Origin of the sequence: Pseudovibrio sp. Tun.PSC04-5.I4 (genome assembly GCF_900104145.1) — a bacterium.
GTDB lineage: Bacteria > Pseudomonadota > Alphaproteobacteria > Rhizobiales > Stappiaceae > Pseudovibrio.
Genome location: NZ_FNLB01000001.1, coordinates 436,181 through 460,604, shown reverse-complemented (window position 1 = coordinate 460,604; position 24,424 = coordinate 436,181). Strand labels below are relative to the sequence as shown.

Sequence of the window (24,424 nt, the reverse complement as noted above, 5' to 3'; positions counted from 1 at the left end):
TGTTAGCCGGCTTTGGCAACAGCAGTCAGGAAATCATCAACCTCACGACCAAGAGCACGTGTGTTTTCGGTTACTTCGGAGGATGCCGTTAACACGCGAGACGATGCGGTGTTGGTTTCGCTCACGGCTTCAGATACCAGAGCCATGTTCTCGTTTGCGCTGGATGTGCCCATGGCAGCTTCCTGCACATTGCGGCTGATTTCTGTTGTCGCTGCACCCTGCTGTTCAACCGCAGTCGCGATTGCAGAGGTGTACTCTGTCACCTCATCCATAGTCTGCGAGATCCCCTCAATGGAGGTTACAGCATCAGACGTTGAGGACTGAATTGCGGAAATCTGGGAACTGATTTCTTCAGTCGCTTTGGACGTCTGGTTCGCCAGTTCCTTAACTTCAGCTGCAACAACAGCAAAGCCTTTACCTGCTTCACCAGCTCGTGCAGCTTCAATGGTTGCGTTCAACGCCAGCAAGTTGGTTTGTTCTGCAATCGCCTGAATGAGGCCGACAACCTCACCAATCTTCATTGTGGCTCCAGCCAGATCGTTGATGCGGTCGTTGGACAAATGCGCGCCCTCGGTTGCTTTTGCAACAACGGAGGCTGTAGCACTCACCTGACGGGCGATTTCCTCAATCGAACTGCTCAACTCTTCGGCTGCGGCGGACACCATTTGCACGTTGTTGGCGGCATCACTGGAAGAGGCTGCAGCTCTTTCAGTCTGGTTAGACGTACCCTTTGCAAGCTCCACCATTGTATTTGCAGTATCACCCATCTCGCCCATGCTGTTGTTTACAGAGGTCAGCAGGTTGGAAGCAGTGGAGCGAAAATCGGAGATCAAAGTTTCAACTTCGCGCTGTTTTTGCGCATCTTTCTCGACGATCTCAGCTTGCTCAGTTCGCAAGCGAGCTCGTTCCAGCGCGTTATCACGGAAGACCTGAACCGTACGGCTCATCTCACCGATCTCATCTTTCCGGTTTACACCCTCAATCTCAACATCTGTATCACCGTCAGCAAGCCGCGCCATGATACCAGTAAGGCGTTTGGTTGGACGTGTAATCGCCAGTGCCAAGCCAAGTGCAATCAACGCACCCAACGCCAGACATATTGCGACCGTTGTCGCTATCAGATTGGTTGCCAAGCCGCCGGCTGCGCTCGCGTTTTCGGCTTCAGTTGTTGCAATGTTTCCAATCTGAGTTTGAACTGTTTCAGATCGCTCATTGAGGGTACCAAGTAATTTGGCCAGTTCTTTCTTACCGTTGTTCATAGAGCCAAAGCCGGCACGAATGGCACCAATCTGCAGGAATGCATTTTTGGCCGTTGCTTCGCCGCCTTTGATGTCTTTCACACCAGTTTTGAATTCCCGGCCAACTGCGCCAAGCTTATCAATCTGTACAGTCACATCTTCAGCACTAACAGCACTGCCAGCACGCAAGAATTCCAAGGAAGAAGAACTCACAGCAAGCGTCTGTCGCATAATATTCGAGACAGATGCCAGCGCTGCATCAACCTGTTGTTTGCGGGTTGCAGCTTCGGCTTGCTGTTTGTTCGCATCGTCAATAGACCGGTACGTAAATCCGATAACCAGCCTAGCGGTATCACCCAAAACAGCGATGCTACTGGCAATATCCAAGCGCAGAGAATACATCTCAGAGAAATCATCTGAGTCACGAAGCTTCTTGAGCTTATCGACGAGAGTGTCGGAAACAGCTTCAAGGCTATCCAGGACTTTCGGTTCCAAATGGGAGAGCTCTATCTTCTGAAGCTTCTTAATCTCACGACGGGCTTTAGCAGCGCTGATTAAGGTCTTTCTCAACGCTCCCTCTTCTGAGGAGGTTGCAGCTTTCAGGAAGAAGTAGCGCATATTCAACGCCTGGCTTTGAATAGATGCAACAATACGACCTGCTTTATCGGCTTGCTTCATCTGCGCCTTAGCCAGCTCTTCTTGCTTGTCTGCAGCTGCTGAAACCTTGGTTATGTCTGTTTGAACCTTTGTGCCAATGCCCTGTAGATTGCTCACTGCAGATAGCATTTTGGCGACTTGCGATTCCTGAATGTCGACTGCCATGCGAACACGGCCAAATTGCCCTTTAAGGTCATTCACACTGACATGCGTCTCTTCCAGCAATGTGCCATCTTTGCCGTCAGCCACCACCTGCTCGTGGACAGTTTCAAGATCAGTGCTCAACAAGTTCAACTCATCGGCAGCAGCACTCGCATCGGACTTACTCAAACTTCTGAGATAAATTTCACGAGCTGATGTTGTATCATACAAATCCTGCATCAAACCCATAGTCGCATTTGTCATCTCAGTCTGCTTGGTAAGCTGAGAAAGCGATAAGATACCGATCCCACCTGTTGCCGCAGACAACAATAACACGATGATGAACCCACCACCGATCTTCACCGACAGTCGCAAATTAGTAAATAGCTGAAGGAGGCGCCCCATGACCTTTTTTCTCCCGAATAAAGTCTTTGCCCATGACTTGGCGGCATCCTAGTTCTACAAATCTCAACCACTAGTTAATTATTGGGTAATTAGACGGATCGCTCGGGTTCCTTGTGAACAAGTTGCTCAAAGGTGTGCATTTGGCATGAATGCAACCTAAGTAATTTTGTTAATTACAGTTTTAACGATTTTTGCTGAGTCGTTACCGGGAGTAAATCGGTCAATGCACGGCGCAAATTGCCAGAAATCTTTTGCGGGCGGCGCCCCTTCCGATCGACATAAACATGCGTAAAAAAGCCTTGTGCCGTCGCCACGTCACTCCCCAACGGAAACAACGCAAGTTCATAGCGCACAGAACTATTGCCCAAATAGCCAACACGCAGCCCAACATCAATCTTCTGAGGATAGGCCAATTCTGAAAAATACTGACAACCAGATTCCACAACCAGTCCGATTTCATCGCCCTCATGAATATTAAGCGCATCCCGTTCAATTAGATAGGCATTCACCGCGCTGTCAAAGTAACTGTAGTAAACGGCATTGTTGATGTGACCATAAATGTCGTTGTCTTCCCAACGGGTCTGCACATCGCTGAAGAAGACATAATTTACCCGTGAATTGGGCATTGGTTTCGCTTTGCTGCTCATAATACTGTCCTGAAGATTGCGGGGGTCAAAGTGCGCTTTTGTAGATTTGCAATGCGCTTTCTTCATCCACCTCTCGAGGATTGTTCACCAACAAGCGGGTTTGCTTCATGGCTTCACTCGCAAGTCTGTCTATATCTTCTTCTCTGATCCCGACCTCACCAAGAGTGGTTTCGACACCCAGTATCTTTGATAGTTCTGCAAGACGATCCACAAATGCGGCAGCACGTCTGTCATTGGTCACGTCACTCAATTCCGGAAACACAAGCGGGGCCAGTTCTGAGTAGGCTTCTCCGCATGCCTGCAAATTAAACCGCATCACATGTGGCAAGACCAATGCATTGGACACGCCATGGGGAACATGAAAGATACCGCCAATTGGATAGGCTAGTGCATGAACTGCCGCGACCGGTGAGTTTGCAAAGGCCTGACCAGCAAGCATGGACCCCAGCAACATGTTAGACCGTGCCTGTCTATCCTTCGGCGTGTTCACGGCCTGCTCAATATTAGCACCAAGCAAGCGCAAGGCTTCTTTCGCCAAAACTTTAGAAACGGGATTGTTGTTTGCCGAGGTGGAGGTATAGGCTTCAATGGCATGCACCATAGCGTCTATGCCAGTGGCTGCAGTGACGTGTGCGGGAAGCCCGACAGTCAGATCAGCATCCAAAACAGCCACATCAGGAAGCAGTTGGGGCGTAACAACACCTTTTTTCTCCGCCTCACCAGTTGTGATGATGGAAATAGGTGTGACTTCAGATCCAGTCCCGGCTGTTGTGGGAATAAGGATCAGTGGGAGGCGTTTGCCCTTGGCAAGGCCCACACCGTAAATGTCGGCAAGGTTCTCCCCTCCCCCAACAAGCAAGGCGACAAGCTTTGCAACGTCCAAGGAGGAGCCACCGCCAAGGCCAATTACACCCTCTACATTTGCAGTGATGGCAACTTCTTTGGCCTGCAGTACGATCGCCTCAGGAGGGTCTGCCACAACATCATCAAACAGCGTAACGCTGATACCAGCGGCTTCCAGCTGCTTGATGACCGGAGCAACAAGACCTGCGTTGACCAGCCCTTTATCACTCACCAGCAATACACGCTTACCAATGGTCTTCGCTGTCAGCTCAGCCAGCTTTTGAACCGCGCCCGGCACACAAATTACACTCGCAGATGTGTTGAATACAAACCCAGTCATTCATTCCCCCATAAAGCTATGTTCGCTGAACGCGACCTTTAGCAATGCCGAAAGAATGCCCTAGTCATTTACGAAGGTCGAGCGGAAACAAAGTCGAACACCTTATTCGCCAAACTCCTCAGCAAGGAAGTCTATGAAGACACGAAGTTTGGCAGCAAGATGCAGGCGGCTTGGATACAGAGCGTACAGCCCAATAGGTGCTAATTCCCAATCTTCCAGTATGGGGACCAAAATCCCGTCATCCAGCTCCCTTCGGCAGGCAAATTCGGGAAGCTGGGTGATACCGAAGTGCTCTTTCGCCATGGTCATTTCCATCTCGGAACTGTTACACAACACGCGGTTTTTCACGCGTACTTCCACCAGTTTTTCTGACTGGGGTTTACTCTTGGCCTGAAACTTCCATATGGCAGGCGCTTGTCGCAAGGCGAACCCAATGGTGCTATGTGCCTTTAAATCCTCCGGAGCTTTTGGTTCGCCACACCTCGCAAGATATTGAGGCGTCGCTACCGTCAACAAACGGGACATCATGATTTTCTTGGCGATCATATCCGTATCAACAAGGTCTCCACCACGTACGACCACATCAAAGCGATCAGCGATCAGATCAACCCGACGCTCATCCCCCTGTACCTCCACTGTGATTTCCGGATACCTATCAAGAAAGCCTGGTAAACGAGGCCCAAGCCAGGATTGGGCAAAACTCACTGGCACACTGACGCGCAAATGACCACTGGGCGTTCCGCTGGAGTTAATGACCCGCGTTTCCGCCTCCCGCGCATTCTCAATGATTTGCTGACAGGCGTTGAAGTAGATCTCACCCGTTTCCGTCAGCTGCACAGACCGGGTTGTTCGGTTGAGCAGCCGTGCCCCCAACCGTTCCTCAAGTCGCGAAACCTCTTTGCTCACATGTGATGCAGAATGCCCCATGCGTTTAGCCGCACTGGAAAAGCTCGCTTGTTCAGCCACTTCAAAAAAGATGAGCATGCCATCAAAGATATCTCGATTAATAGTCATAGAGAAAAACTGGCTTTCCAAATCAGGTATTAAATGCTCACAGCAACAATAATAGGATGGAGAAACCCACCAAGGCAACCGGAAATAAGGAAACAACCATGCTTGGCCTAAAACACGTTGACCATGTCGGCATACGCATAAGCGATAAAGTGCGCTCTATAGCTTTCTATAGGAAGCTGGGCTTCACATTCATCAGTGACAAAGGGTTTGAAAATGGCCATCCCGTCATACTGCTGCATCCATCTGGACTTGTATTCAATCTGCTGGGACCGGCAACTCACAAGGCAGGCGAAAACATCTTGATGGATGATAAAACGGAGAAATACCCGGGCTACACTCATGTCGCCTTCAAGCTGGAGTCTCATGAAGACGCTGTTGAACTGATGGAGAGAGAGCAAATAGAAATTACAGGCAAACATTCGTTTCGTGGGATGGAAACCATCTTCATTCGCGACCCGGACCGGAATGTTTTGGAATTGGTCGGCCCCGGACCTTCTGTCGCCGACCAAGTCAGCGTTAACGGCTAGCAACGGAGGGGCAAGTTTGAGAGTCAGATAGCCTCCTCAGAGACCTCTGGCTCTTCTACTGGTGTTTGTGAAAGATTGAGGTAAACCGCGAACCCTACAAGTGCGCCACCACTCATGACCACGCCACCGACAAAAAACGGCATAGAAACAAACCACTGTTCGGCAAGGAGTGCTCCAACCGGTATAGCGACCAAGGTAAGTCCGGATTGTAGCATTTCACCCACTGAGGAAACGCGACCCAGAAGCTTCTCCGGCGTTTGTTTCACTATAATCGCGCCATAGGGGACTGTTATAAAACTACCGGCTATGCCAGCTGCAAACCACAACACCATTTGCATATTGAGGCCAACAGGCTCTGCGGTAAAGGGAAGCCAACCTGCTGCTGTTGCTCCAAATCCTGAAAAGAAAAGGCCCAAGATCATAAGCAGTTGCAAGTTTACCCTGTCTCCAATCTTTGCCGTGAGATAAGCACCAATCAGACCACCAACCCCGATAGATCCCATAATTGGGCCTGCTGAAGCTTCTGGTTGTCCTGTTTCTTTTACAAGTAGAAGAAGCACCGCCTCATACAAAAATACGCTAAAAATAAACAGACAGATCAGCCCGACACCCAACAATAATCGGGGCGTTTGCCATACATGCAGCAAGCCTTCTTTTGCGTCCGCCAGCGCACTGCTTTGCGTGGGTTCCTGTTCATCAACCGCATCGGTTTTCTCAGTTTTCAACGCGCTCAAAAGGCTCATGCATGCAAGAGAGGCCACTGCAAAACACAGAGCACCTAACAAAAACACCTGATGAGGGCTCCAGATCGTTAGCAGAGCACCGCCTAAAACAGGAGCAAAAATCTTGGTTGTCTGAATTACAAAATGATCGGCGCTTACTGCCTGAGTTAGCATGTTTTGCGGAACGATCTTTTTAAGTGCCAATTGCTGAGCAGGCATAAATGCTGATGCGACACTTGCCTTCAAGAACACCAACACAACGAGAGGTAGGATGCCAACGGCGAAAAAGAACATTGCAACCATAAAGGCCGTGCGTAAGAGCAAACCAGCCATCAACACTGGTCCGGCGCCAATTCTATCCACCAGGACACCAGCGGGGATGCCAAAGATAACACGTGGTAAAGTCGCTGCCAGAGTGACGATTGCAACCTCAGTTGGCCCCATCTCCCATGTGTAACTGACGAGAACAAGTATTGCGATCAGATCGATCCAGTCAGCAAAGGCTGCAGGAACTAAAACGCCAAAAAACCGTCGAAAAGCACTGATCTTAAACAGCGGTAATATGGATGTGTTTATCTGTTCTTCCTGCATTGAAATTGCCCCGGCAACGGAAACTTACAAAAATAAATAAATCGGAATAATGTAGTCTTGTGGTTACAACGCATTAAAGTAATAAAGCGCCACCGCAGATTATGACATGCACGCATATTTACAAGTGATAGGTTGATGAATATTGCTATTCTATTAGACACAGCTGCACCTATACCTTTGCACGCATTTACTGCAATAAGTGCGTTCTTCCTCGGCATCGTTCAGTTTGTTCTGCCAAAAGGAAAAAATCTTCACCGCATCCTTGGGTATACTTGGGTCGGGCTTATGGCCATTACGGCGGGTTCAAGCTTTTTCATCAATGAAATGAATCTGATAGGACCTTTTAGCCCTATTCACATACTTTCCGCTATCACACTACTTGGATTGGTGGGCGCTGTTACAGCTGCGCGAACGGGTGCAGTAACGTCTCACCGACGCGCGATGAAGTCGCTCTACATTTACGCATTACTTGTGGCAGGTGCTTTCACGTTTTTGCCGGGCCGTATAATGCACCAGCTGTTCTTTGGTGGGTAACAGCTTGGCCTAAATTCCGGCATCTTTTCTCGAGGTTTTGCCACGTAGGGCGCTGAGATGACGGTTCAGACGACGAGAAACACGCCGTTTGTGCATAAAACCAATTTTGTGAACTGGAATAATCTGGTGGTCCATATAGGGTTTTACATCAAAGCACTTGAGATACCGGTTCCCGTTTTCATCCACCACAATACCCATATTCTCGGGCCGATCTGCAAAACTAGAAATATTGTGCGTACCGAGCAACTTGAAATAATCGAGGAGAGCTTTGATTAGATCCGCTTGATCAATTCTGCCGTGCTCACGGATGTAATTGCTGATGCTGCGGATTTCCGAATTCCAGAAGTTATCAATCTTTTCAGTCATCAACGCTGGCCCACGGTCCGTTTCCACCATGCCGTATACTTTCGCAAAAAAGCGATGATCGGCCAGTCCGCGTTCTTCAATTTGCAACCACCCGAGCAACTCGTCTTGGTTGCCCGTCAAACGTTGTTTTTTGTAACCCAGCTTTGAACGGAGAGATCGGAAGAGATCCTTCACAAACCCTCGGCTTTTGACTTTGCGCTGACCATCAATGTACCGATCAAACTTCAGCAATTTGCCGGGCTCCGAAGCGCATTCGTAGGTATCACGAAAACCGCCGCCGCGAACAAATTCACCGACTTTGTAGATCTGTTTTGAGGGATCTTGAATCAAACCTGAACCAATCTTTGCATCAACTTAGAAACGTATACATAACAAATTTTTATGTTTTTAAAACCACCAAGGATGCCGCAGGCCCTAATATCCTGCAAAACAAAGCGTAATCACCAGTGAGCCAACAGAAATCAGGCTTATTGCTTCCTCATTACGGACGTTCCAAAAAGTTACTTTCCTTTCGGTGCTCATCCATTTCACTCCTCAAATGAAAACGGGCATAGATCCTCCAGATCCAATCTTTGGAAGCGCGTCTACTCAAATCCTCGCCCCCAAAAAAGTTGACCCAACTTTACAAAACGAAATTTTTAGCCACTTTGTAATCTAGTGTTCCCCCAAATTTTACGGATAGATATGTGTGTTCACTACTGCACAAGGATTGAGTTCTTTGAACCTACTGTATTTCACAGGTGAAGAATTTCAGCGCAATGCTGAAGTCTCCCCTGGCAAAAAGTCGTTTTTCAAGAATTTGAAAGTACGTTGACCAGTAGAACTCGGAAATCCAGGTTGGGAGTTCAGTTTTGCTAGTTAAGCCCACCTTTGTTGTCTGCAATACACCGGCACGCGTTATGCGCCGGTTCCATGATGATATTGCTCCAGTCACGCAGAGTGTTTGACGTCAGAGACGGCAAAAGCAAGAGCTGGAACACTCAAATTCCGAGGTTCGTGAGCGTCTTAACGCGTTTGATCTGGTGGAACTTGGCCAACTTCGTGGACGTTATGGTGACCTCGAGAAAGGTACCTACCCAATTCATCAACTTGGTTCCCTATCGACCCAACACCACAACAAAGCCGAAGGATAAGCAGCGTGACTAGGAAAACTACCACCCCTTTAAATGAAGTAACTATCTTATCGCGCGCGGCAAAAATTGACGACCTGCCAAAGCTAATCAAAATGTGTTTACCGAAACAAGGGTGCATTGAGGTGCAAAATGATCAAGATGGAAAAGAACATGCTTGGCATACCAATGAAACCGACAAAACAATCGTCGTACTCGAAGGTGCCCTCTGCTTCTATTGGGCCGGCAGACACACGATCTGCACAGCAGGCGACGTCATACAATTTCCTAAACTCACCCTACACGCATCACTGGCCCTTCAGGCTGGTGCCAAATACATAATCACTTTTGCAGAGGTGGAGTTTCCTCAATGAGTGAGCTTAAACAGACCGTTGGCACCCTTCGCGGTGCAGGACTAATGCTCAACATCGTTATTGGAGCGGGTCTTCTGGCTCTTCCTGGCCTTGTTGTGAAGCAAGCGGGTGATCAAGCTCTTTGGGCGTGGGGGGTGTGTGCTTTGGCTGCTCTGCCCCTTTTACTGGTCTTTATCGTTATGGGGCGACGCTTTCCAAATGCGGGAGGAATTGCGCATTTTGCAGAGGTGGCATTTGGGAGGAACGGTTATGGAGCGGCTTCCTTGCTCTTTCTGGGTGCGGTAATCTTTGGCCTGCCAGCGATTGCATTAACGGGTGGTTATTACCTCCAACACTTGATTCCAGCGAATCCAACTGTGCTTGCGGCGGGCATTATAATCGCAGCAACGACCTGCCATCTGGTCTCAACAGAAATCGTAGGCCGGATTTCCAGTGCGATTGCGTCCTTCGTACTGTTGGCCCTTATCCTTTTGATTTCCATAGGCTTTACTGCGATTGACTGGTCCAGTGTAGCGCAAACAACGCGGCCTTTTTCACAGGTCCAACCAGCGGCACTGGTTGCTCCGTTTATGATGATCTTCTTCGCCTTCACTGGTTGGGAAGTTGCTGCTGGCATCTCGGAGGAGTTCAAAAATCCGAGGCGAGATTTTCCTCGAGCGATGGCCTTGTCCTTTGTTTTGGCGTGCCTTTTATACTTTGCGATGGCCTTTGTTGCCCAAAACGTAGTGACTGAAAGTGCTGGTGCTTCCATCTTCGCTGCGATTGCCGAAAATGCATTTGGTCGCTCGGGAGAGGTGGTGATATCTGCAATTGCAAGTTTAATCATCTTCGCCAACCTGGTCGGTGCGATCTGGGCTGTCTCACGTATGTTACTCTCTCTCAGTCGTGAAGGATTGCTGCCTTTGGGCATTGGGTACAGCGGCAGTGGTCCGTCAGTGACTGTCTTGCTGCTCACCTCTGGTGCCCTGCTTTTGGTGCTGTCACTGGATTGGGCAAATCTCATAGCGATTGAAACTATGCTTGCTGTTGCCGGTCAGAACTTCCTGATCCTCTACGGCCTTGCAAGTCTTTCACTTTTACGTCTGTCCAAGGCACTCCCAGAGAAGCTTCTGGCACTCACAAGCATTTTTATCGTTGGCGGAATTCTTGCGTATCAGGGCGCCTCTCTCCTGTACCCGGTCTTCCTCATCGTGCTTGGGATCATCTTTGTGCGAATGCGAGATGAACTTGGACACGGCAAACTGGTTTTGAAGGACTAATCCCCCCAAATATTTCTTTAAGGCCAGTTAGAACTGTGGTTGCACAACTCAGAGCTTGTGCAGCCACTCCCGCAAAATAAAGGTCGTATGCATGGTTTTTACGAAGGGCAGTTTGGAAATGCGATCGCGGACAGCTTCCAATGCGTCCTGAGAGATGGCTTCAACCAGAATGATCATGTCAACTTCCTGCGATGAAACCGACCATGATCCTTTGATGGATTCCCAATTCTTTATATGTTCGAAGAGCTTAGGGCAGCAGGGTTCAGTCAGGTGAACATGGAAGAACCCTTGCAATCTCACTTCATTCTGAATGTCTAAATCACCGACATCAATCGTGAATCTCTTAATGATTCCAGATTCATATAGCCGATCTATCTTGCTTTTGATGTTGGTACGCGACGTACCAAGCTTATGAGCAATCTCGGTGACGGACTGACGGGAATTTTCCTGCAAGAGTGCGAGGATCTTCCGTTCTATGGTACTGAGTTTTTGCATTTTACCGAACTGAAAAACCACCGTATTCCAAAGACTTACGATTTATAATTGCGACGGTGCCAAGGAGTGTAGATGCATTGACATAAAGGTTAACGCGTACACACTGCATAATATCGGTGAATTTGCCAAGGCCTCTGTTCAACTTAATTGTTTTCAGCGTTGGAAAACCTGAGGGTGAACAGAGAGTGTGGGAACAACTTATGCGTAACTCTCGTTAGGGTAACTTTCAGGCGCAGGTCCTATAGGCTTTCCCAAGTTCTCGCAATTAGGAATAGAGATTGACCTGCGAACTCTATCAGGAATGCGCTTGGGAATGCTCGCCTCTGTTAATTATCTCTTTGATATTACTTAGGATATTAACATCGGTGGTTTTATCTCCCACATGAGAAAATCCAAACTCCAACAATGTCTGATCCGCGGGAATTGCCGTACCACATCCAGCATGAAGCTCGGTAAAATCAGCGGCTTCCAGGATAGTAGGTGCTGTTTGTGCATTAATTCCAGAACCGGGCATAACTGACAGTCGACCGCCCGCAATAGTGTGCATGAGCCTTAAATTCGCTAATCCATCAATCGCTTTTAACGCGCCACCGGAGCTGAGGATGCGTTCAAAGCCCAAATCTATCGCGGTTTCCGTCGCAGCTTCCATATCAGGCGTCAGGTCTATCACCCGGTGCAAGGTTGCTCCTAGTCCGGATGCATGATTTATCAGCGTATTCAATAGCTTATCATCTAATTCGTGGTTATGTGAGTTTGCGCCCAATACAACACCAGCCAAATTGGTATTACGCACGGCATCGATTTCACGCTTCATCTGGTCCACCTCTTGCGGGGAAAAGATGAAGTTACCCCCGCGCGGGCGGATCATCGCATAGACGGGAACAGGTACTTGCGCTGCCAGTTCCATAAGCCCGATAGAGGGTGTCAAACCACCGAGTGCGAGACAGGAACACAGCTCAATCCGGTCCGCTCCACCAGCGACAGCTGCAGTCAAACCTGCAATATCATCAACGCAAATTTCTAGTTTCATGACCCTGCTCCAACCGTTCCTGCGAGTAGATCTTGCGCAAAAATGGCCCGTCGTTTTTCTGGCTTCCCCAGCTCAGGGGTCCACACCCAATAGGAGATATCTTCGTCGCACCCCACATTAATCACACGGTGATGTCTGGCCGCATCAATGGCGTGGATCACCACTGCGCCAATGTAACCCGTCTCAAGTTCCTGAAGCTCGGACACAGCCAACCGCAAGGCATCATCCAGCGACATCCCCAGTTTCATGGCCAGCACCACGGTGCGTGCAGTGCTACACCGCATAGTCATTTCACCGGTGTGAGTGCAGGCGGCGGCGCCGTATCGGCTATCAGCATAAAAGCCAGCTCCGGGTATTGGAGAATCCCCTACACGGCCCGGATATTTCCAAGCCCATCCTGAGGTTGAGGTCGCCGTGCAGATGTTTTTTTGACTGTCTTTACAAAGGAATACGGTTGTATCGCGCACCTTTTCCGGGTCGGTAATTGCCTTTGTTAAAGGCGCAAGATCTGTATTGGGAAAGGCCGCTCGCTGCTGCTCGGTCATAACCGTTTCAAGCTTGCGCCACCACACCTCTTTGCTGTGTTCAAGCAACACCGGGTCTTTGGCAAAACCAAGCTCATCCGCATAGCGGCGCGCACCCTCGCCCACCAGCATTGTATGGGGTAAATTATCCAGCACAGCTTTGGCAAGACGTGTGACCTCCAGCGTGCTTGGTACACCCGCCACCGCGCCGTAATCGCGGGTGGTTCCATCCATCACACTGGCATCAAATTCCATATTGCCCAACAGGTTTGGCCAGCCACCATAGCCAACACTGCGTACTTTGGTTTCTGCTTCTACCAAAGACAAGCCGGGAACCAACGCATCCAGCCCATGAGCTCCCTTTTGCAGGTGTTCCGCTGTTGTGCCGATACCGGGCCAGCTTTCAGAATTACCAAGTACAATCATCAGATCTATCCGCGTGCGCTCAAAAACATATGAGAGAATAAAGGAGCGCAACTGTTTGATGAGACCCCGCTCTTGTCAATGCTACCAATCTGGCAGGAGAACGGCCACTTGCAACCAAAGTTTACACTTGAGTAGAGTCAAGCTATTGAATTCACATAGGTATTTTGATTTGAAATTGGTAGTGAGAGAACCTGTGGGCGTTTGCGTTGTTGTGTGCGTTGCTTTGTAAGGTTAAGGAGTTTCCTGCGTTGCTACGCAAAAATAGAGGCCCGCCCCTAACCTTAATGCTTCCCACGTTTGAGTTGGGATGTTTGGACTGCCATATGAGAGGCAAACTGCCTCCAGTTTTTGGTAAAACCATCTAACGAGTAATGCAGAGCTAGTCGTTTTCTGTCTGTCGCTCGAGTCAAAATGACAGACATACGTTTGCCACGCTGGAATAGACGAACAACTTCTTTGCTGGCTTTGAAGGCAGCCTCACATCCTATCGCAGTACAGGTAATTATTTTTGCAGAGATAGCTGGGTGTTTGTCAACCTTCACAACAATACCGTCCGGTATGTAGGTCCCAAACGGAAAGGTCATAACACCTGCAAAAACATCCCCGCTGAATTTGCGAAACATAATGGAGTGAAACAGCGTTTGGTCTTCATGTCGGATCTCGGCATAAAGCTGGCACAGTGTTTCACTGCACTGCACGTTCCACTGCGATTTAGGGTTTTGAGCAGAGGCAATTGGGCAGACTAAAAAGGTCAGCAGTGTTGTAAGGAGGAACAATAATTGAGCTGGCTTCATGATTCAGCCTCCTAAAAGGAAATCCCGACGCTGGCACCCACGGCAACTTCATTCCCCAGATCAGTCGCAATGGAGGCGACAACACCCACATTATCTGTAGGCATGTACGCCGCCTTCATGGAAAACGCCGAGTTGCCTTTGAAATAGCCATAACTGCCGGAAAGAGAAAACCCGTTTTTACCGCCGGGCAAGACAATTGCATTGGCCATTGCAATCGCCATAGCAACGCCGCCCTCAACATCCTTCACATCATCCTCTAGGATTTCAATCCGGCTGGTGTTACTGGCAATATCACGGGTGTTTTGCCGGGCAATTGTATGCACCTCATTGATGGCGCTCACCGCATCCGTTTTGTGAATGGTCGTGAGCTGTGTCAGGTCGCCAATACCTCCGCCACTGGCCGTGATCATTCCATGCATTTCATTCAATGCTGCAACAATCGAGGTCTGGCTGGTTGTCGGGAGTGTACTGAGATCCCCAATCTGGGTTTTGATCTCGTTGATGGCTGCAACAGCGCTGGTCTGGTCCGCCGTGCCAAGGGTGGACAGATCCCCAATGGCCGTGGTGTTGACCGTAATAGCGCTCGTGTTGGCTCCGATGCCTGCTGCATTCGTGATCGTCTTAGCGTTTACTTCGTTGACGGCAGCAACGGAGCTCGATTTATCAATCGTAGTCAGTGATGACAAAGTACCAATAGCTGCTGCATTGGTTGTAATATTGCCAGTGTTGGCACTGATAACACCGGTGTTTGCTAGGATCGCGGATGCGTTTGTTTTGCCCTGTGCATCAACTTCATTGATCGCGGCAACAGCGCTCGTTTTAGCAGTAGTGGTGAGCGTTGTCAGATCTCCAATGGAGGCCGTGTTGGCTCCGATGCCTGCCGCATTCGTGGTCGTCTTAGCATTTACTTCGTTGATAGCAGCAACGGAGCTCGTTTTATCAATGGTGGTCAGTGATGACAAAGTGCCAATAGCTGCTGAATTGGCTGCAATATTGCCGGTGTTGACGCTGATAGCACCTGTGTTTGCAAGGATCGCGGATGCGTTTGTTTTGCCCTGTGCATCAACTTCATTGATCGCGGCAGTAGCACTGGTTTTATCAGTCGTGGTGAGCGCTGTCAGATCGCCAATGGCGGCTGTGTTGGCTCCAATGCCTGCTGCATTTGTGGTTGTCTTAGCGTTTACTTCATTGATGGCGGCAACGGAGCTCGTTTTATCAATGGTGGTCAGTGATGACAAAGTACCAATAGTTGCTGCATTGGCTGTTATATTGCCAGTGTTGGCACTGATAACACCGGTGTTTGCAACGATCGCGGATGCGTTCGTTTTGCCCTGTGCATCAACCTCGTTGATCGCGGCAACAGCGCTGGTTTTATTCGTCGTGGTGAGCGTTGTCAGATCCCCAATGGAGGCTGTGTTTACATCAACGCTACCACTTATGGTCGTGATAGCACCGGTGTTCGTGAGGATCGTTGACGCGTTCACCGTACCTTGTGCATCAACCTCATTGATAGCGGCTACAGTACTGGTTTTATCCGCTGTGGTTAGGGATGTTAGAGTACCGATAGAGCTCGTATTGGTTCCGATGTCCGCCGCGTTTGTTGTCGTCTTGTCATCAACTTCATTGATTGCAGCAACAGCGCTGGTTTTGTCGGCGGTGGTGAGGGATGACAGGGTGCCGATGGTCGTTGCGTTGGCTGTCGCTGCTGCGGTGTTGTCATTCACCTGCTTTGTTAAACCACTGGAGGCGTTGCCAATGGCCGCTGTATTCGTATTTATAGCGGAGGCTTGAGCAGCAATCGCAGTGGTGTTCGCATCTGTATTTGTGTCAATCTCATTGACCGCAGAAACAATATCCGTTCTGTTTGTTGTTCGCAGAAGAGAGAGATCACCAATCTTTGCGCCGATAGCGCTAATAGCAGAGGCATTTTCGCCGATCGTACCCGCATTTGTGGTGATGTTACCGGCGTTGTTGGTTACACCGCCCGTATTGTCGTTGACCGATTTCGTCAGACCGTAGGAGGCGTTGCCGATAGCTGTCGTATTTGTACTGATCTTATTGAAATTGTTGGTTATATCGCCCGTATTGTCATTGACCGATTTTGTCAAACCGCTGGTGGTGTTGCCGATAGCTGTCGTGTTTGTGCTGATGCTGTTACTATTGCTATTTATATTGCCCGTATTTGTTGTGGCAGCGGCTGCTGTATCATTGACGGATTTTGTCAGACCGCTACTGGCATTGCCGATTTTGGTTTTGTTGGCAGCACTGGTCACGGTGTTTGCATCTATCCCAGCCTGAAAGCCATCTATGCGACTGTCATTGTCGTTGATTTCATCGACAATATCTTCGAGAACGGGATTGAGTTCATCTTTTTCGGCGTGACCGCCCCCATCCGTTAAATACGGAACAGATAAATTTCCAGCCTGAGCCGAACTCGTTGCAATTAATATTGCTATTGTTAGGAATATACGGTTCAAGCTCATCTGATATCCCGAATATGTTTTTTGTAATATCGAGATAAATACCAGCGTTAAATTTATATAGAGTAAATTTAGGTAGATATTGATACTAATATTTAAGTATAAGAGGTAGAATTTGTGAACTTAAATATGCCGCATGCAACTTAAACTTAGGCTTGCCAAGTATTTCATGACTATACGGTAATATTAACTATGCATGTATCAAAAAATCGTTTCGAGACATTTCATCAGATCAAAATAATAGAATTCTTACAAAATACCAACCACCAGATAGCCATTTCATTTACCTGGTGAGGTATCGGATATTGAGAGATGATTGGCGAAGGCACCACAAGCGGCGAGCTCTTATTGCTCTGCCCTTGCAACCACACCCATTAGAATTTCTTATCTACCGGTGTGTTCCGCCTGTGGTGGTTTGTAGGTTGGGACACGGCGCAGGACCATGCCGAACTTCTGGTCTGCCGTATAGCCAAGGCTCTCATAAAACCCCTTCACGCCTCTGTCCTGCCCTGTCAGCAGCATGATCTTGTAGGCATTAGCTGACCACGCGGCCTCCTTGAGGGTGTTCATCACCAATTTGCCGTAGCCCCTGCCCTGATGTGCGCGCAAGGTGACAACATTTTCCGCGAGGCAATAAGGGCGTCCGCCGTAGGTCATGTTGGGTAGGATGTGCAGCGTGGCGCAGGAGACGATTGTACCCTCCAGTTCCAACCCGAAAATGCTGGTCCCTTCATGGCTGAGGAGTTTGCTAAAATGCGAGCGGTCCTCGTCCCTATCGGCAACGGGAACGCCCTCTGTCAGCTCGTTGAGGAGAACAGCCACATCCATGAAGTCATCAGGGATGAGTTGGCGAAGTGTAATAAAGGGCGCAAGCGAGGACATGACATCAAACTCAATAAATGAAAATATGCCCTAAACTAGCGCGAAGCTATCCCCCTGCACAGAGGATGATTATTGAGTTTTCGGAGAAACCTCTGCCACGGCACGAGCGATCACCTGTTCCTCGTTTGTTGGGAGTACGAAGACGCGAACCGAGCCGGTGCCAATCTCGATCGCATTGGCCTTGTTTTTTTCCTGATCAATGGTGATGCCGAGGAACTCCAGAGGCTCACAAACACTGGAGCGTACACGGGCTGAATTCTCACCGATGCCAGCGCTGAATATCAACGCATCAATCCCTTCCAGACTTGCAGCCATGGCACCCACTTCGCGGCGGACCTGATAGGTGTAGTAGTTGATTGCCTGCTTAGCGAACAGCTCCTCGGAATTTTCCAGCACGCGCATATCGGAGGATTCCTCGGAAAGCCCCAACAAGCCACTTCTGAGATAGATGAGGCTTGTGATCTCTTCAGCAGACAGCCCTTTTTCCTGCATCAAATAAAGCATCACACCCGGGTCCAACCGCCCGCAGCGGGTGCCCATGGGCAGGCCGTCCACGGCAGAAAAACTGGTACTGGCGTTGATGCTGCGCCCGCCTTCCACCCCACACATGGAAGCACCATTGCCTAAATGTGCGATCACGAGGCGACCATCGGCCACCTCTGGATATCTTTTGCGCATCTCGCCGCAGATGTAATCGAACGACAGCCCGTGGAACCCATAGCGGCGCACGCCTTCCTCATAAAAATGACGCGGGATGGCAAAGGCGTCGTTGACGAACGTGTGGCCAACATGAAAGGCCGTATCAAAGCAGCCCACCTGCACGACACCTGGAAACGCTTGTATCGCCGCGCGGATTGTTGCCAGACTGTAGGGCTGGTGTAATGGCGCAAGCGGAATGAGCTGTTCCAGTTCCTGTATCACTTGGGAAGTCAGGATCTCAGGTTTAAAGAAGGCCCGTCCCCCGTGGACAATGCGGTGGCCGATGCCGATGATCTGCTTATCTTCCAGATAAGGCTCAATTTTGGAGAGGATGGAAACCACTGCACTGGCATGGTCAATTGCGCCAAGCTCTCGCACCACTCTTTCATGCGGCACATCCATGATCAGCCGTGCTGAAGGGCCAAGCCGCTCAATCCTACCGGTGAGGAAAAGGTCTGGTTCCTCCTGCGCTTTGTAAAGCGCGAATTTAACGGAGGAGGATCCGGTATTGAGGGTGAAGTAAAAGCTCATGCTTTCTGGCTCGCAGCGTATAACAGCGCAACAGCGCAAGACATTAACCGGGCTTTGTCGTCATCTGCACGGCTGGTGAGGATCACCGGGCATTGCGCGCCCATAACCACACCACACACCTCAGCATGGGCAACAAAGGCCAATTCCTTTGCAAGCATATTGCCAGATTCCATATTGGGCACAACCAGTACTTCTGCCCTGCCGGCAACCAGTGAGGTAATGCCTTTGGTCACTGCTGCGTCAACGTCTATGGCATTGTCCATGGCCAGCGGCCCATCAACAATACCGCCCTTGATCTGGCCGCGCTCTGCCATCTTAGAAAGGATAGCTGCATCCATGGTGGACGGGATCTTGGTGTTGACTGTCTCCACAGCAGAGAGGATACCAACTTTTGGTTGCTGCAAACCAAGGGCCTGCGCCAGATAGATCGCGTTTTGAACAATATCGACCTTCGCTTCCAGATCAGGTGCAATATTAATAGCAGCGTCTGTGATGAACAGCAGATTATCCAGGCCCGGAACATCCATGACAAACACATGGCTGAGCCGGCTATCCGTACGCAACCCCTTATCGCGTTTAACGATCTGCGAGAGCAGAATATCGGTGTGAAGCTGACCCTTCATAATCGCTTGGGCTTTGCCTTCTCGGACCATGGCAACAGCCTTGGCTGCCGCTTGCTTATGGCCTGCCACATCAATAATTTCGCAATGGGCCAGGTCTTTACCAAGACGGTCGGCCGCATCCAGAATATTGGCCTTGGAACCAATCAGGATCGGTTCGATCAGCGTATTTTCTGCTGCAAGCAAAGCCCCGCCAAGGGATTTGCGATCTTCAGGCACCACAACTGCAGTTATTAGCGGCGGCAAAGGCCGTGCCAGATCCAGCAGTCTGTCAAAGTGTTCATGGCTGCGCACAGTCAGGCCGGGCAGCTTGACGCCCTTGGAGACTTTACTGGTGCGCGGAGCTATAACCTCTGCCTCACCCTCCACAATCATCTGGCCGTTGGCACACTGGACTGTGGTAGCGAGCTTTACCACGTAATCGGGTAGTTTCTCAGTTACCGTCACCGTTGAGATCAAACGATCTCCCTCATAAGCCCGCCCCAGAAACCGCAGGTTCTGGCTTTTGTAAAGCGTGCCCGGGCCGGGTAATTGATTACCCAACACGGCAGAAATCAGGCTGGCGACCCAAAGTGACGGTGCAACGCCTTCATAATTGCCACTGTCCTCCCCATCCCGGTCCTCCTTAGGCAGGTGGAGCGGGTTCAGATTGCCAGAGGCATGGGCGGAGATGTAGAAATCATCAACCGCGCAGATACGTTCGTGCTTGGCTTCCATACCCACTTCAATCTGGTCATAAGGCGTATTTTTGAAGGTCGTCATACCAACCCTTCCTAACCCCATTTAAGCGTGGTTTTTAAGCACTGCCACAGCTCAAGAGACGTCGGCGCCATGTTCTCTTCTGGTCCAATAATGTAGGACACGGTTTTAAAGGCAAAGGTCTTATCCTTCTCACTTTTCAGTAGGGTTGGCAGCGCGTTGTAACCCGCCTGCATCTCAAACCGGGAAATGAGCGTTTGATCGTGGATAAGGAAGTTCCGTTCCTTTGGGTCCATGGATTTGAAAGGTTCCCACGTGGTCAGAACCTCGTTGAACCGCTCCAGCTTTTCGCCGCGCACCTCTGTGCGGGTATCTGCAATCATCAGTACGATGCGTACGATGGCAGCAACGGCACCGCCCGTTTCAATCTTCTTGAGCGCATTTTGAATGGAGGTCAGGGCATGCAGATCCTGCATCGGTACTTTTGGACGTCGGAACGATAGTGCTTTGCCGTATTCAACAGCGGGCGGCGAGGCCCATACCGCGAGGAACGAGTTTTCAATATACGCCTCACGCATATCCTTCAGGGAATCCCAGCCATATTCTATGTTGTCTGCAAGCAGCTCCTCAAAATAGTGAAACGGCGTCTTCTCCCGGCTCACCTCATGTGTTTGTTTTACCGTGGCTGCGGCCAAGGACGGCAAGAACATAAACGGATTGGTGGACGCAAATGCACCATTGGCGACCCGCATCGGGTGCATGTCGCGCACGCTATCTGCTACTTGTTTGCTGTTCATGGTCTTTAAAATAGGGCCAATGGAGCTGTCGTACATCTCTTCACAGCTCTCGGAAAAACGGGCGACGCCAGCGAATGCCTTTTCCTCATCACGTTCACCGGTTTCCTTCAACATCTCATCAATGGTTTTTCGGACAAAGCTGACCTTGAATTTCGCATCACTCCCTTCGCCCTTCTGCTCCTCAATCTGCATTTTATAAAGACCGGGAGGCATGGCCTCGATGGTCTTTAGCGTGGAGGCCACTTGCGTGTGCTCCCGCTTGGCAACACTGGAGGAGACAAAAATACCCAGATGCCCGACCACATCATGGATCATATAGAGAATACGCTGACCGAGGATCTCGATCTCCGCTTCATCTGTGTACGTATCCGCGATCCAGTTGAGGGCTTGATCGGGCGGGGTGATGTTATCTCCATAGGAGGAAAACACGATGATCGGTGACTTGATGGTTTTTAGGTCAATGGGCCGACCCGGTTCAAGAAACGCCTCGTTTTTCGCCAGTTTATTGCCGATAAACAGATTGTCCAGAATCCAGCGGAACTCCGACTCCGTCATGTAATAGAAGCCGCCCCACCATTTCTGGAAGTCCAGATACCGCTCTTCTGCGCTGTCGATGTTGCTGTAAAGGTTATAGTACTTGCGATACCAGTTCCGGCCCGGGTTGAGCATCTCGAAATTCTGCACCAGATTGGCGCCATCAAAAATGCCGCTGCCCATATCAGCAGATAAAAGCACCGGAACAATACCGCCTGACAGACCGGCGGAATACCGCATGGGGTCCTGCCCCATCTTGCCACTCCAGTAGGACATGGGCGCGCCGTTGAGCACAATTGGCCCAACAAGGTCTGGATAGACGGCGGCAAGAATGGCCGTGGCCCATCCGCCCTGACAGTTCCCGACCACAGCTGGTTTTGGGCTTTTCGGATGGCGAGAAATAACCTCTCGCAAAAACGCGGCTTCTGCGTGGGTGATATCTGCCAGTTCCTGATCTGGTTCCGGCTCTGGATGGAAGGCCACAAAGTAAACCGGGTGTCCGTCTCGCAGGGCCACACCAACCTGACTGTCATCTTTAAACCCGCCAATGCCCGCCCCGTGGCCGGCACGTGGGTCAATGATCACATAAGGGCGTTTCCAATCCAGCACCTCCACCCCTTCCGGCGGAAGGACCTTCAGCAGCATGTAGTTACACGGGCGGGGCAAATTGCGGCCTTCTACGATCACCTCATAATCGTAAATGAGGACCGGAGGGCATCCCTTGGCCTGATGTTCATAATAGTTATCGCTGCTTTCGCGCAGGGCTTCAAAAGTCAGGATTGTTCGTTCACTGGAATCTTTGAGATAATCTGTCCATGCCTCATAGATTTTCTGTGGGGTTTGATAGTGCAACCAGGACTGCTGGAAGACCTGATCTTTTGCGATGGTCTTCTTTTGCTTTTTCTGGAAGTCATTGACCAGCCGTGTGGACCGCCGAGAGTTCGCCACCTGCAAAAACTGGTTCTGTTCCGCGAGCGCTGCAAAGTACTCGGCTGTTCGCTTGGTAAAGAGTTCAACTTGCATAATTCACCTCGGTCCGTGCCTAGCCTATGATGCGATAGCCCCCGTCAATGGGGTGTACCGCTCCGGTGATGTTCCTGGCTTCATCACTGGCGAGGAAGGCCGCATAAGCGCCTATATCCTCAATCGTTGCGAGTGTTCTGGTGGGTGCTCTTTGGGTGGCATCCGCCAGCATTTCATCAAAACTTGCGATGCCGCTGGCCGCTCTTGTTGCCAATGGGCCGGGCGAGAGCGCATTGACGGAAATGCCCTTTTGCCCAAGCTCGGCGGCAACGTAGCGGGTGGTGCTTTCCAGTGCCGCTTTGACAGGGCCCATGATATTATAATGGCTGATGACTTTTTCAGATCCATGGAACGTCACTGTCATCACGCTGGAACCGGGGCCCATGAGCGGCTCTGACTGTTTGATCAGCCGCAGGAATGAATGGACGGAGATGTCCATCGCGAGGCCAAACCCTTCAGCGGAACAGTCAACAACACGGCCATGCAGATCATCCTGCGGACAAAACGCGATGGAGTGGACCAGAATGTCCAGCGATCCCCAGACTTGCCGGATCTGATCGAACAGCGCGGTAATCTGTGTTGGGTCAGTCACATCAAGCGGCGCGAAGATTGCCGCGCCAGCCTCTTGCGCGAGTGGCTCCACATACTTTTTGGCTTTGTCATTCAGGTACGTGAGTGCCAAGTCCGCGCCCTGAGCCCTCATAGCTTTGGCGCATCCCCATGCAATGGACTGGTTGTTTGCCACCCCAACAATAAGAGCTTTTTTGCCCACTAATGAAAACATATGGTCATAACCCTGTGTCCTGCGAGGAAAGCAAGCTTACTAGGAATAGACATACAGGAGAAATAAGGAAAACTAAGGAATGAAACCTAGTAAATAAATTGCCTAATCGAACAACTAATAGGGGTTTATTCTAGGTAACTAAATACTATTCTATGATTAATTGAATCTAACAATTGGATACTTTTATGCATCCTATAAAAACTAGAAAACTGCAGAAACAGGCAGTCTCTCTGAAATTTGCTGGCAGATGCGCTCCGCAATCAGGGGAGCAAGAATGACACCGGGATGGCTGCCAGCCACAAACGCGTTGTCCATGCCCTCAATTGGGCGGGCAAGCGGCGAGCTGGATGTATGAGCAGGACGCTGCCCAACCTGAATGGATAAAACCTCCACAGGACCAGCTTTGAGGAAGGTATCTCTCACCGCCTGTGCTGTGATCTCTCCTATCCGCTTCAATTCAGCAGGATCATCAGAAGTTGGCGGGTATTCTGCCATAGCAAAGCGCCCGGACCCCAATGACCGAAGCTCCACACTCGGTGTTTGTAAAACCGAACTGAATTCCGGCAAATCCGCGCTTAACTCGATATAGGTTGATGGGGACGTGTACAGTTCGTGCTGCGGTTCAAACCGTTCGATAAGGACACCATTTGTCCCACCTGCTGCCAATACAGTGAAATCACTGGCATGGACACGATCATCAACTATGATCCCCTTGCAACGACTTTGAGCGGCTTTTAGTGCCGAAATGCGTTTGTTTAGCACCACTTCCCCGCCAAGCGCCTTGAAGGCATGGACCAGCTGGGCAATGACGCGCGGGGGATACCACGCAAAATCGTTGGGCGTGTGGGCCGCGACTTCGGGGGGGTTTGCCAGTGCTGGCAGGTAGGTCTGCAACTCCGATAACCCGATTGGACGGGTTTGTGTCCCCGCGTGTTTGTGGCACTTGATGAGCGCATCTGTCTGCTCCGGCGTCTTGCGCCAGACAATCGAACCAGTTTGCGGGCCAAACAGGGAGCCATTCAGCTCTGTATTCAGGGTTCTGTACCGCTCCATTCCGTCTACGAGAAGAGCGAATGTTTCTGGATCTTCTGCCGGATCGCGGCAGATGTGGCTGATCCACCCAAATGACATGCGGGAAACATCGCCTCCCACACTGCCTGCTGCCTCAAACAGCGTCACCGTGTATCCCTGACAAGCCAGCTTGTAGGCAATCATAGCGCCCGTAATTCCGGCTCCGACAACGCTGACGGTCAAATTTGGCATATGTGCCCCATCCAAAGGTGGCTCTGGCCTGAAATACGTGGCGACACCAGAGTGGTTTTATGGAAAATCACAAACA

At 50.2% G+C, this 24,424-nt stretch carries 21 protein-coding genes; 4 read left to right on the top strand and 17 right to left on the bottom strand.

Annotated elements, in window-relative coordinates; translation table 11 throughout:
* Positions 1 to 2 precede the first annotated feature (2 nt).
* The 4 genes from BLS62_RS02215 to BLS62_RS02200 all read right to left on the bottom strand — a co-directional run bounded on the left by BLS62_RS02215 (position 3) and on the right by BLS62_RS02200 (position 5,285).
* On the bottom strand, positions 3 to 2,441 hold the full coding sequence (locus tag BLS62_RS02215) for a methyl-accepting chemotaxis protein (protein WP_208990643.1): 2,439 nt from the start codon (positions 2,439 to 2,441) through the stop codon (positions 3 to 5).
* Positions 2,442 to 2,614: 173 nt separating this feature from the next.
* Positions 2,615 to 3,088 (bottom strand): acyl-CoA thioesterase, encoded by a 474-nt coding sequence (locus BLS62_RS02210; RefSeq protein WP_093176351.1) that lies wholly within the window; start codon positions 3,086 to 3,088, stop codon positions 2,615 to 2,617.
* Between the two features lie 25 nt (positions 3,089 to 3,113).
* Positions 3,114 to 4,271, bottom strand: coding sequence for an iron-containing alcohol dehydrogenase (locus tag BLS62_RS02205; protein ID WP_093176346.1), 1,158 nt, complete (start codon positions 4,269 to 4,271; stop codon positions 3,114 to 3,116).
* A 102-nt stretch (positions 4,272 to 4,373) separates the two neighbouring features.
* Positions 4,374 to 5,285 (bottom strand): LysR family transcriptional regulator, encoded by a 912-nt coding sequence (locus BLS62_RS02200; RefSeq protein WP_093176342.1) that lies wholly within the window; start codon positions 5,283 to 5,285, stop codon positions 4,374 to 4,376.
* 98 nt (positions 5,286 to 5,383) lie between these two features.
* Here BLS62_RS02200 and BLS62_RS02195 point away from each other — a divergent pair, with 98 nt between their 5' ends.
* Positions 5,384 to 5,812 carry a VOC family protein gene (locus tag BLS62_RS02195; protein WP_159436461.1) on the top strand — a complete coding sequence of 143 codons (429 nt, stop codon included), beginning with the start codon at positions 5,384 to 5,386 and terminating at the stop codon, positions 5,810 to 5,812.
* Positions 5,813 to 5,835: 23 nt separating this feature from the next.
* Here the strand turns inward: BLS62_RS02195 and BLS62_RS02190 are convergent, their stop codons facing one another.
* A complete protein-coding gene (locus tag BLS62_RS02190; RefSeq protein ID WP_093176333.1) occupies positions 5,836 to 7,125 on the bottom strand; it encodes an MFS transporter in 1,290 nt (429 codons plus the stop codon).
* A 135-nt stretch (positions 7,126 to 7,260) separates the two neighbouring features.
* On the opposite strand from BLS62_RS02190, the gene BLS62_RS02185 reads away from it, so the two are divergent.
* Entirely contained in the window at positions 7,261 to 7,659 is a 399-nt protein-coding gene (locus BLS62_RS02185; protein WP_093176330.1) for a DUF2306 domain-containing protein, read from the top strand.
* A gap of 9 nt (positions 7,660 to 7,668) precedes the next feature.
* On the opposite strand, the gene BLS62_RS02180 is transcribed toward BLS62_RS02185, so the two are convergent.
* Positions 7,669 to 8,355 (bottom strand): protein kinase family protein, encoded by a 687-nt coding sequence (locus BLS62_RS02180; RefSeq protein ID WP_093176326.1) that lies wholly within the window; start codon positions 8,353 to 8,355, stop codon positions 7,669 to 7,671.
* A gap of 808 nt (positions 8,356 to 9,163) precedes the next feature.
* Between BLS62_RS02180 and BLS62_RS02170 the strand changes: the two genes are divergently transcribed.
* Together BLS62_RS02170 and BLS62_RS02165 are read left to right on the top strand one after the other, a co-directional pair.
* The gene (locus tag BLS62_RS02170; RefSeq protein ID WP_200798435.1) at positions 9,164 to 9,508 is read left to right on the top strand and encodes a cupin domain-containing protein; all 345 of its coding nucleotides are present in this window, start codon (positions 9,164 to 9,166) and stop codon (positions 9,506 to 9,508) included.
* Complete coding sequence (locus tag BLS62_RS02165) at positions 9,505 to 10,767, top strand: APC family permease (protein WP_093176318.1); 1,263 nt, start codon at positions 9,505 to 9,507, stop codon at positions 10,765 to 10,767. Before BLS62_RS02170 ends, BLS62_RS02165 begins: the two co-directional genes overlap by 4 nt.
* 48 nt (positions 10,768 to 10,815) lie before the next feature.
* On the opposite strand, the gene BLS62_RS02160 is transcribed toward BLS62_RS02165, so the two are convergent.
* From BLS62_RS02160 to BLS62_RS02110, 11 genes are all read right to left on the bottom strand, one after another.
* Positions 10,816 to 11,262: an Lrp/AsnC family transcriptional regulator gene (locus tag BLS62_RS02160; RefSeq protein ID WP_093176922.1), complete on the bottom strand. Its 447-nt coding sequence runs from the start codon at positions 11,260 to 11,262 to the stop codon at positions 10,816 to 10,818.
* 295 nt (positions 11,263 to 11,557) lie between these two features.
* On the bottom strand, positions 11,558 to 12,292 hold the full coding sequence (locus BLS62_RS02155) for a copper homeostasis protein CutC (protein WP_093176313.1): 735 nt from the start codon (positions 12,290 to 12,292) through the stop codon (positions 11,558 to 11,560).
* Positions 12,289 to 13,242 (bottom strand): N(4)-(beta-N-acetylglucosaminyl)-L-asparaginase, encoded by a 954-nt coding sequence (locus BLS62_RS02150; RefSeq protein WP_093176920.1) that lies wholly within the window; start codon positions 13,240 to 13,242, stop codon positions 12,289 to 12,291. The genes BLS62_RS02155 and BLS62_RS02150 overlap by 4 nt, the downstream gene beginning before the upstream one ends.
* Before the next feature lie 281 nt (positions 13,243 to 13,523).
* On the bottom strand, positions 13,524 to 14,036 hold the full coding sequence (locus BLS62_RS02145; protein WP_093176309.1) for an invasion associated locus B family protein: 513 nt from the start codon (positions 14,034 to 14,036) through the stop codon (positions 13,524 to 13,526).
* A gap of 11 nt (positions 14,037 to 14,047) precedes the next feature.
* Positions 14,048 to 16,519, bottom strand: a complete 2,472-nt coding sequence (locus BLS62_RS02140) for a beta strand repeat-containing protein (protein ID WP_093176305.1) — start codon at positions 16,517 to 16,519, stop codon at positions 14,048 to 14,050.
* Positions 16,520 to 16,900: 381 nt separating this feature from the next.
* Positions 16,901 to 17,398, bottom strand: coding sequence for a GNAT family N-acetyltransferase (locus tag BLS62_RS02135; RefSeq protein ID WP_093176301.1), 498 nt, complete (start codon positions 17,396 to 17,398; stop codon positions 16,901 to 16,903).
* A 69-nt stretch (positions 17,399 to 17,467) separates the two neighbouring features.
* Complete coding sequence (locus tag BLS62_RS02130; RefSeq protein ID WP_093176296.1) at positions 17,468 to 18,628, bottom strand: acetate/propionate family kinase; 1,161 nt, start codon at positions 18,626 to 18,628, stop codon at positions 17,468 to 17,470.
* A complete protein-coding gene (locus BLS62_RS02125; RefSeq protein ID WP_093176292.1) occupies positions 18,625 to 20,010 on the bottom strand; it encodes a bifunctional enoyl-CoA hydratase/phosphate acetyltransferase in 1,386 nt (461 codons plus the stop codon). The genes BLS62_RS02130 and BLS62_RS02125 overlap by 4 nt, the downstream gene beginning before the upstream one ends.
* 11 nt (positions 20,011 to 20,021) lie before the next feature.
* Positions 20,022 to 22,301, bottom strand: coding sequence for a DUF3141 domain-containing protein (locus BLS62_RS02120; protein ID WP_093176288.1), 2,280 nt, complete (start codon positions 22,299 to 22,301; stop codon positions 20,022 to 20,024).
* Positions 22,302 to 22,320: 19 nt separating this feature from the next.
* Positions 22,321 to 23,085, bottom strand: coding sequence for an enoyl-ACP reductase FabI (fabI, locus tag BLS62_RS02115; protein WP_093176285.1), 765 nt, complete (start codon positions 23,083 to 23,085; stop codon positions 22,321 to 22,323).
* Between the two features lie 201 nt (positions 23,086 to 23,286).
* Positions 23,287 to 24,348, bottom strand: coding sequence for an NAD(P)/FAD-dependent oxidoreductase (locus BLS62_RS02110; protein WP_093176280.1), 1,062 nt, complete (start codon positions 24,346 to 24,348; stop codon positions 23,287 to 23,289).
* Between the last annotated feature and the right edge of the window lie 76 nt (positions 24,349 to 24,424).